Annotated in this window: 8 protein-coding genes; 2 read left to right on the forward strand and 6 right to left on the reverse strand. The window is 35.4% G+C overall.

Going from position 1 to position 9,738, the window contains the following annotated elements; translation table 11 throughout:
- Positions 1–773 precede the first annotated feature (773 nt).
- Entirely contained in the window at positions 774–1,301 is a 528-nt protein-coding gene (locus tag D5R40_RS27095; protein WP_124143048.1) for a DUF4330 domain-containing protein, read from the reverse strand.
- 1,278 nt (positions 1,302–2,579) lie between these two features.
- Here D5R40_RS27095 and D5R40_RS27100 point away from each other — a divergent pair.
- A complete protein-coding gene (locus D5R40_RS27100) occupies positions 2,580–3,434 on the forward strand; it encodes a M48 family metallopeptidase (RefSeq protein WP_124155481.1) in 855 nt (284 codons plus the stop codon).
- A gap of 514 nt (positions 3,435–3,948) precedes the next feature.
- Positions 3,949–4,101 (forward strand): hypothetical protein, encoded by a 153-nt coding sequence (locus tag D5R40_RS36160; protein ID WP_161564307.1) that lies wholly within the window; start codon positions 3,949–3,951, stop codon positions 4,099–4,101.
- A 564-nt stretch (positions 4,102–4,665) separates the two neighbouring features.
- Here the strand turns inward: D5R40_RS36160 and D5R40_RS27105 are convergent.
- The 5 genes from D5R40_RS27105 to D5R40_RS27125 all read right to left on the reverse strand — a co-directional run bounded on the left by D5R40_RS27105 (position 4,666) and on the right by D5R40_RS27125 (position 9,609).
- Positions 4,666–5,478, reverse strand: coding sequence for an HvfC/BufC N-terminal domain-containing protein (locus tag D5R40_RS27105; RefSeq protein WP_124155482.1), 813 nt, complete (start codon positions 5,476–5,478; stop codon positions 4,666–4,668).
- A 397-nt stretch (positions 5,479–5,875) separates the two neighbouring features.
- Positions 5,876–6,775: an MNIO family bufferin maturase gene (gene bufB / locus D5R40_RS27110; protein WP_124155483.1), complete on the reverse strand. Its 900-nt coding sequence runs from the start codon at positions 6,773–6,775 to the stop codon at positions 5,876–5,878.
- 421 nt (positions 6,776–7,196) lie between these two features.
- The gene (locus tag D5R40_RS27115; protein ID WP_124143052.1) at positions 7,197–7,469 is read right to left on the reverse strand and encodes a BufA1 family periplasmic bufferin-type metallophore; all 273 of its coding nucleotides are present in this window, start codon (positions 7,467–7,469) and stop codon (positions 7,197–7,199) included.
- Between the two features lie 377 nt (positions 7,470–7,846).
- Positions 7,847–8,116, reverse strand: a complete 270-nt coding sequence (locus tag D5R40_RS27120; RefSeq protein ID WP_124143053.1) for a hypothetical protein — start codon at positions 8,114–8,116, stop codon at positions 7,847–7,849.
- Positions 8,117–8,277: 161 nt separating this feature from the next.
- Positions 8,278–9,609, reverse strand: a complete 1,332-nt coding sequence (locus tag D5R40_RS27125) for an aromatic ring-hydroxylating dioxygenase subunit alpha (RefSeq protein ID WP_124155484.1) — start codon at positions 9,607–9,609, stop codon at positions 8,278–8,280.
- Between the last annotated feature and the right edge of the window lie 129 nt (positions 9,610–9,738).

Genomic DNA, 9,738 nt, shown 5'->3' on the forward strand with positions numbered 1-9,738 from the left:
CCCCAAGTAATTTTGAACACTCCAGTTGACGGTGGGGTATTAAACCCACAAAGAAAATGATAAATTAAGAGTAGTAATAACGACTACTATAGATAAATTTTACTCTAAATTTTTTAGGTATCCTAGAAATTTGTTAATCAAGCGATCGCTTTCTTCTTTTATACTCATAGTTTTGGTCATTTTTCCAGAAAATTTAGATGCCTTTTCTGTCTATTATTACCCCTTAATATCTGTATTCTATTTTTTAGCTTGCTTGTTCATTCCATCGAGACTTTAATTGTAGTGATTTTCAAATAGATAGACTACAGTGGCCAAAGTATTTTCCTACTCCCTCTCTTGGTGCGCTACCAGATGCGTCTGTCACCGACGCGGGGTCGCACCGCTACTCCCTAACTCAAAAGAATTTTGTAGTTACTAAAATGGGTAGTCCTGCATGGTAATGGTGAGGATATATATTTTTTAATTTTTCTCACACTCCCCATCCCCCATCTCCCCACACTTCTTTGACCATTACTATGCACCACCACCCTAAAATGAATTGCGCTGTAAAATTATCTTTTTATTTTTGGTTTAATACCCCACCCTCTACAGGGTGTTAACAATTGCTTGGGGTTATAAGACACGGAGTGGCGTGTCGAAGACTATCCCCATCCATTTTTTCTTCCTTCTTCCTTCTTCCTTCTTCCTTCTTCCTTCTTCAAGGTGTATTTTGCACAGGCCAGATATTTTGTGGAACAAAACACACCCTATTAGACTTCTATAAAATCAGAAAATTACTCTCTTACTCGCACATCAATCACACTAGCATTAAAATTATAATCCGCACCCTCCAACTCAATTGTCATACCAATTTTTACCTTAATATTTCCTAATACAGGACCATCATCAGTCACTCTACCTTTACCTTCCAAAGTTAATAAAAGATTCCGACTAAAAAGTTCTTTATCTCTAGGATCTGGCAAAGCTTTGACTGAGCCATCAGGCTGAGGAACTGCCACTTTTCGAGTCATAAATTCCACAGATTTTAGGTCAACTTTTCCATAAGGTTGATTTCTAATAATTAATTGAGTTTTCTCTCCTTCCCTTAATAATTTTTCAGGGTTCCGTCCTTTTAAACCTAAAGCAATAGCATCTACTTCCATTGGTTTAGTAATAATATTACCCACTTGAGCAACAGAAGTTTTATTAGTACCAGGAACGATAAATATTCCCAGTAATACCATTAAAATTATTAACACAGCGCCCACATCTAAGACACTGACTTTACCAAATAATCGTCCTTGAGAATCCAGAATTTTCATAATTTCATCAACTAATAATTACAAGTGATATTGGGTATAATTTATTGCCACTCTTTTGTCGATAACCAGGATGGTTAGGTAATAGACATCTCCTCCAAAAGAGGGAGTAGGCAGCTTTGCTGTAGACAGTAGGGAACCCACCCCTCGCCCCTCCCCCTCCCAGGAGGGGAAATAACTGATAATTTATGTGTGATAATTGATTTGATTTTGGATTTTTACCAGATTTCTAATACACATAATTTTCATTTAGAAAATCTCTTCTTAAAGATATTACCACTTAATATCATGTTTAGCCAAGCACCAATAATAGAGTTTTGTAATTGTACATTTAACACAATAAATATCATTAAAATTTGCCAGCGTAACGATAAATAAAGATTTGTATATCTGTAATTAAATTGACTTTAATAACGTGGTAAATTGTAAATTTTAGGTAATACTTATATATTTTTTTCGACGAAAATTTTATTTTCAAAATAAGTTCAATGTAAGCATTTCCTGCGGAATGCTGCGCAAACAGCTTTTTAATGAATGAAGCAAACATTCGTTTTTCTACTACATTCTCAACTAAAGATTCATACTATTAAGCTTTGATAAAAAAGCAATTTTATCCTTTAAAGCTGATAACGCAGTTCCGACCATAGGAGCCTAGCTGAAGTCCACATTTCCTCGGATAAGAGGCTAGCTGACTGCTGAATGCTTACAGTTAAATGGATGAAGATAAGGAGGTTTTTTATTAGCTAAACTCCCTTATCTTCGGTAGTAAAATCAAATTTTAGCTTTGCGGAAAAGCTATCAATAACTTTTGTAGTGAATGACAACAACAACCAAATATCATTCACTAATTTATTTGTAATAGCAGTTGAAGGAAAAATTAGGACAAATAGCAGTCGAAGGAAAGGTTAGGACAAATCAAAATATTAAAATTAAGGCAACGTCAGATTTTTCCTTCTTCCTTCTTTAATTCTTTCTTCTGCTATAGCAATGTGCGCTGGCATATTTACAAATTGCAGGAATTGTCCAATAGCTAAAAGTCTTATATTATCAGCAATTTATTCCCCCTATTGCCTTCCGGAGCTGTTGCCTGTTGCCTGCGCACAGCGCTATAACTGACCGGTGACAAAATCCTAAAACAATTACAAATCAAAAATGATTGACTTTTAACTTTTGAATGCATGACTGTCTTGAGTGCGTCTTACATTCTGAGGTTTCCTCAGAATTACGCACTCGCTCTTAACTTCCACGTAGCGGCACTAGTACCTTTTAATCTAAAAGCTCATGTTGAAAAAACTATCTCTAATTACTCGTTCTTCCTTTCGTCAAGTATCATACCCATTAATATCTGTAATGGTCGCTGCTAGTTTATGTGCAGGTACAGCATCTCCCAGTCAAGCTATTCCCTGGGGAGAATTAATTTTCCAGAGTATTCAGATGATTCAAATTTCTAACCTGTCTGACCGCCAAGAAGTTGAACTTGGTAAACAAATTAATCAACAATTATTAAAACAGAGAAATCTTAAAATTTATCGCGATCGCGCAGCTAACGAATATATTAATAGAATTGGCCAAAGATTGGCTACTGCCAGTCCCCGTCCAGACATTCCCTATACTTTTCAAGTAGTAGAGGATGACAGTATAAATGCTTTTGCCACTATGGGAGGTTTTGTCTATATCAATACTGGTTTAATGAAAGCTGCAGAGAACGAAGCAGAATTAGCTAGTGTTGTTTCTCACGAAATTGCCCATATTGCTAGTCGTCATGCAGTAAAACAGTTACGTCAGACATTATTGGCCCAGGGTTTAGCTACTGCAGCAGGTGTAGATGATAGTGTTGCTGTCCAAGTTGGGGTAGAATTAGCATTACGGCGGCCTAAAAGTAGGGAGGCAGAATTTGAAGCGGATGCAATAGGTATTGAAACATTAGGTAGAGCGGGATATGCTCAGTATGGTGCAATTACATTTATGGAAAAATTGCTAAAAAAAGGTTCTCCACCATCTTTTCTTAGCACTCATCCCGCAACATCAGCGAGGATCGAGCAAATGAAACAAATGATTGATCCGGAATTTGCTTACAATGGTGATGGGTTGGATGATAGACGTTATCAGGTTATTGTAAGTCAATTAATTCCGTAGTTAAAATTCACTGAAAAATTGGGTCTGAAATGTAAGCATTTCCTGCGGAATGCTGCGCAAACAGCAGTCAGCTACAGCTATCAGCTATTAATTTATTGCCTTGAGAGCAGGAATTAGTATTAAAAAATTCAAGGAGAATTATAAAATATGGGAAAAAAACTGACCTTGACCTTAGCAGTGTATATACATTATCTATGAAACAGCTAAAAGCTGACCGCTAATAGCTGAATGCTTACTCTGAAATTTCCCCCTTCTAGGGGAATTTTTTCATTTTAGGGAATAGGGAATAGGGAGCAAGGGGAAATTTGTTGGTGCAGCATTCCGCACGAAAATAATATTCTCGCTTCAACAGTTATATACAGCAGATTTCAGGTAAATGAGGTACACATAAGAATGGTAAAGTGTTTCCAGTGCGGGCATCTTGCCCGCGACTGATGTATCTTACTAATATGAAATACGTTTTCATTAATCGATAATGGATAATTGATAATTAGGGTTTGCTGAATAAAGTCTGTTGGTGGGGGTAGGAGACAGGAGACAGGAGACAACCCACCCCTCGCCCCTCCCCCTCCCAGGAGGGGAAGACAGGAGAAATGGGGATGAGCGAGGAGGTAGTAGTAAAAATTGTAAGAGTGATTTTTCTGCCATAATCATCCCAAAATACTAGCATGCATGAGCTTTTTAGACCGAAAAGCTTGCACTTTTTAAAGACAAAAAAAGGCAGCAAACCAATATCAGTCAATGCTTTGATATTTAATCAGCAAGCCCTAATTACCTCTGGTTAAAACCGTTACGGAATTGAATATAAGGAAATATTATTTCTTTTCTTGGTTGATTGGATATGGCGAGGAGACCCGTTCTTGCAGACCCGCTCCGAAGATCGCCATTCCACCCTTCGGGAAGCTACGAAGATCGACCGCTGTCTTGGTTGATTGGATATGGCGAGGAGACCTCGCCATCCCTCAACCGCTTTTTTCCCCTTAAAAGGGTCGGCTTTAAACCTGAATTATTTAATTATTAATTATTAATTATTCGGTAATTTTTACTATGGCTAATTAATGAGACTTGATATTAGATAATTATATCTATTATTTTGACTTTTTATAGTAGTCGAAGGAAAGGTTAGGACACCTCAAAAGCTTAAAACTCAAACAACATAATATTTTTCCTTCTTCCTTCTTTCTTCTTCCTTCTTCCTTCTGCTATACCTATTTTTTTCTTCAATATCTGTTTATTCATCCTTCTTCCCTCTTCCCTCTTCCTTCTTAACACAAAAATTATCAATCCAACCTCGCTGTACAAACAATGGAAGTAATGAACCCACATCAACTTGAGGTTCAATATCAGCGACTTTTTCGCAAACAATTTCAAATGGATAATTCCCTTGAAAAATCTTTAGTAATTCCCATTCTTCATTATTGGGTAAATCAATTCGCATATCATAACCCTGTCGCCACAAAAATATTTTTACCCCACCTTCATCTAAACTTACCATTTTATCCCCTTGATGATCGGGTTGATTGACCTGCCAAATCCTATGAATAGGATAAATAGACTCTAATAAAACACTATTTTTCGGTAAATACAAAATCAACTCTCCCCATTTTTCTTGAGGAACTTCACCCAAAGCTTGAAAATCTAAACCCTTTGTATCTTCACCACAAAAAACTCGATGCCAATGCCATTCTAAACGTGCTATATCTGGCAGATATGGTAAATGTTTTACTGGTTCAAAATCTGTCAGGAAATCTGCAAATTGTTCTCCATAATCTCCTAAATCAGGTGATAAACAAGGAAACTGATTAATAAACTTTAATGCAGTTGCTTCAAAAAACTTTTCTCCCACTAACTGGCATAACACAGGATAAATTGACACTAATGTATTACTCAAATTTCCAACAACATTACCCCTGTAAATTGCCAAACTTTCCGCAGGTGTTAAATTATTTGGTGCTTTAATATGTTTGCTTAATTCTTCTATACTAATACTGTCTTTTTTCCATACAGCTTGGAGAAATAAATTTTGTAGACTAATATTTTCCATTACCAAATAATTAATAATTAGGGTTTGCGCTCAAAAGTCTTTTAGTAGGGGTAGGAGACAGGAGACAGGAGACAGGAGACAGGAGAAATGGGAATGAGCGAGGAGATAGGAGCAAGAATTGTAAGAATGATTTTTCTGCCCAACTATGAGCCTAAAATACTAAATTTTTGAGCATGAATAGCTGAAAAATTTGCACTTTTTTATACCAAAAAAAAGCTAAAGTTTTTATATGTAAATGCTTTTAGATTTAATCAGCAAGCTCTAATTAAATAATTAAATAATTCAGGTTAAAAGCCTCCCCTTGAAAGGGAAAAAAATAAATTTTTTCCTTAAGGGTCAATCTTCTCCCTAAAAGGGAGAGGTAATTATCCATTATCCATTATCCATTATCCATTAATCAACTGACCTTTTGTAATAATTTTTCAGCTTTATTTGCTTCTGCCATTAACACTTCAAAACTTGGAATATCTGTATCCCATTCTATTAAAGTAGGTACACTACCAAACCTTACCAAGGCTTCTTCATACAACTCCCAAACTGGAGGATGTACAGGATAACCGTGAGTATCTAATAGATAATTTTCCTTTTCTTCATAACCTGCCAAATGAATTTGTTTAACCCTTGTTGGTGGGATGCCATCCAGATATTTTAGAGGGTCAATTCCATTATTTATAGCATTAACATAAAGATTATTTATATCCAGAAGTAAGTAACAGTCAGCTTTTTTTACTAATCCCTCAATAAACTCCCATTCCGACATAGTTGAATCTGTAAAAGTTAAATATGGAGAAGGATTTTCAATCAAAATTTGCCTACCTAAAAATTCTTGTACTTGTAGGATACGCGATGCCACAAAATCCATCACCTTTTCTGTATAAACCAGCGGAATTAAATCGTTAAGATAGTGACCACTGACAGATATCCAAGATAAATGGTCAGAAATAAAATCTGGTTCAACTTTTGCTGCTAAATTTTTTAGGCGAGTTAAATAATCTAAATCTAATGGGTCTGTTGAACCCAAAGACATTCCTACTCCATGTAAAGTAACAGGATAATCTTGACGAATTTTTTCTAAATAAAATAGTGGTAAACCACCAGCACATAAATAGTTATCTGATAAAACTTCAAACCAATTTACTTTCGGTTTTTGAGTCAGAATATATTGATAGTGGAGCGAACGTAAAGCAATTCCTGAACCTTGAATTGAGGAGGACTGAATACAGGGTAAATATCCCTTGCTTTGCCACTTTGGATTAACATCAAATTCTAGTTTTTGAGATTGTATTTTGGTTGTCATAAACTGTTTTTATTTAAGAATAAATAAGGAAGAAGGAAAAAGGAAGAAGGAAGAAAGAAGAAGGTAAAACCGAAGAACGGGAAAAGTTGATTGGGCTGAAAAGTTGTCGCCCCACATCTACAAACCCCAATTGAGTGCATCTCATATTTGTAAAAATACTTTTTTCCTATTCCCTATTCCCTATTGCCTAAAAGCAATAAATTTTTGGCTTTATTCTTGCATTGAGATGTACCCATAAAAAAATATGGCATTTTTTAATTATAAGCTAATTTGACGAGAGATAGAAATAAAGAAAGAGATACTTTATATAAAATATTTTTCCCTTCTCAATTCTATTAACCTCAAATCATAACTTTATTAAAAAATACCACAAACAATTTTTGTAATAATAATTTAACTTTTTAGTTAATATGTAGCGAGTCTATTTCTTAAGAGTTGCACCAACAATTTTTTCACAAGTACCTTCTGGAACATAAATCCACTCGTTAGGATCTCCACTTACTGTTGACTGACCTGAACAGCTATGGCCATTAGCATTACAATCATTCATGCCAGCTTTAACAATACCAGCACATTTTTCCATACCTTCTTTGCCAGCAAGAGCTTCCTGACTATTACCAAAAGTGGTAAGACCAACAGCTAAGACACCAGTTATTGCACTAGCTACAACTAATTTTTTGTTGATGTTTTTCATAATATTATTTTCTCCAATTAATTTAGTTCAACCTTACACTTATAAAGTATTCAGTATCCATATTAACATAGTCTATGAAAAATCTGAGATTCACCTGAGAAAGTGGTAAGGGTTTAGTGAGTATTTTTTTGCACTAATATCGGGTCATTCCTACACCAGTTCAGAACTTACTTAACTCCTATTTCTCATCAGATAAAGTTTTCTTAATTTATCATAAATTATTAGATAATTTATTCTTATTTATCCTCTACTTTCTATTCAATAAAATAAAATTCTCATTCCTGGCTTTTAGGTTAATTAAATTGATGATATTAGTTGAACTCATAGACATCTCCAAAAATTAAAAATCAAAGCAATTATTATCTATAAATTGTCAATTATTTATCCCTGTTCCCTATTCCCTCTTTTCTAGATATTTCTATTAAATAATTTGCGATTATCCTAGCTTCTACTTCGTAGCATGGATAGTGAACGCACTCGCGCGGAATCTCGACGTGTTTGGCAACTGCTGCTCCTCCATCCAATTGCGATCGCGGTACAAACCAAATCTGGTCCCCAGGTACAGTTCCCTCAATAGTATTGAGATTGAGATCGAGGGATTTAGTGTTTTGATAGGGGGTCTTGTTGGGAAGAGCGACAGAATTCATAGATTTCCTCTGTGGAAGTTATTTGAAACCATTTTAATTCAGAACATTTAATATCACAAAATGAGTAATTTTGCAAGATATTTATCAGACTTATTTAGTGACTATCTAAATTAATATTTGTATCTTATTATCACAGATTGTTGCATACTTTTGAAAGCAATTCATTTTTTAGCATGGATATAATCAACAAAGTAAAATTGAGGAATTAACCACAATTTCAACCAAGCATAAACTCCCATTCCTAAAAGTGCAGTAATTACTAAAGGTAAACCGACTTTGATACGCAACTCATCTGGAAAAATAGCAACTCCAGACACAATAATTATGAAATAAGTTATCAGGAAAATTTGTAATCTTTGTAGATTTTTCAATGCTTGCCGACAACTACTACAATGCTGAGTATGTTGTTGATAACGATCCAATAGTGAGGCATGATTATTATTTATTAGATAATTATTAGAATCACTAATTCCGACTTCATTCCAAGGTAATTTACCATGACAATATTTATCAAACCAATTTCTAAACTCAATGACTAAACGGTCTGCACTTGTAGGTAAATTATAAGCTGTTTTCCAACTTTCACTTGATTGTTTTTGTTGCAGTAAATGTTCCTGCTGATTCAGTAAAACCATATCTCCATCAATAACCAAATTCCGAGTTTTAATATGTTCCCACCAACGTGGTGTCAGTCGATGAATTGTTTTAGCAAAATTCCTGGGAAACTGAGCAACAATTCTAGATTTACCAGGGGATACAGGCAAACAATAAGTAACAAGTCCTATTTTTTTTCCACTGCCACCAATACTAATTTCATACTCTAAACGACAAGGTGGTTCAAAAGTAATTTTTGTCGGCAAATTTCCAGGACTAGAAACTTCAATTAAATCAATAGTAGATTCCACAATTTCCATAACTATTGGTCCAGCTTTTTCTCTATTCCCCTGAACCCCGTGATGAGAAAAAGGAACATGACTCGGATCTGCCACATTTTCTACTAGAATTTCCCAATCATATTCCAGATCGCGGACATAAGAAGACCACACAAAACCCTTCTCAGCATCTATTTGTGGTGATAATGGTAAGGGTGTAGTATCAGCTAAGTCTGCTGTTTTCGCATCAGGCCAAACCCATAGTAAATCATTTTCTTGACGCACTGGTAAGGCAGTTACACAGAAATTTCTTTGATTTTTGGCAATAATTTCAGGATTTTCAGCTTGGGGAATATGAGTACAGATACCTTGAGAATCAAATTGCCAACCATGATAACTACACATTAAATTACCAGTTTTATCATCAACACGACCCTCACTTAAGGGTGCTAGACGGTGAGGACAAACATCTAAAAATACCTGGTAATTCTCAGAATATCTTGGCTTCCAGATAACTAAACGTATTCCCAGCAGAGTGACGGGAACTGGGATTTCTGGATCTAGGTCTTCAATAGGTGAAAGAGGATACCAGTGCTGAAAAAAGTTAAATTCGGTTTGCATTGTATTTTAGGTAGTCAGTTATCAGTACCTCTGCAATAAGGAGGCTTGAAATATCGAATATTCTGTTCTCTTGGTCGATTAGATATGGCGTTCCCTTCAGGATCGGAGGGAAGGGAAACCCACTCTCGC

The sequence above is a fragment of the Okeania hirsuta genome, from assembly GCF_003838195.1.
Taxonomy (GTDB): domain Bacteria; phylum Cyanobacteriota; class Cyanobacteriia; order Cyanobacteriales; family Microcoleaceae; genus Okeania; species Okeania hirsuta.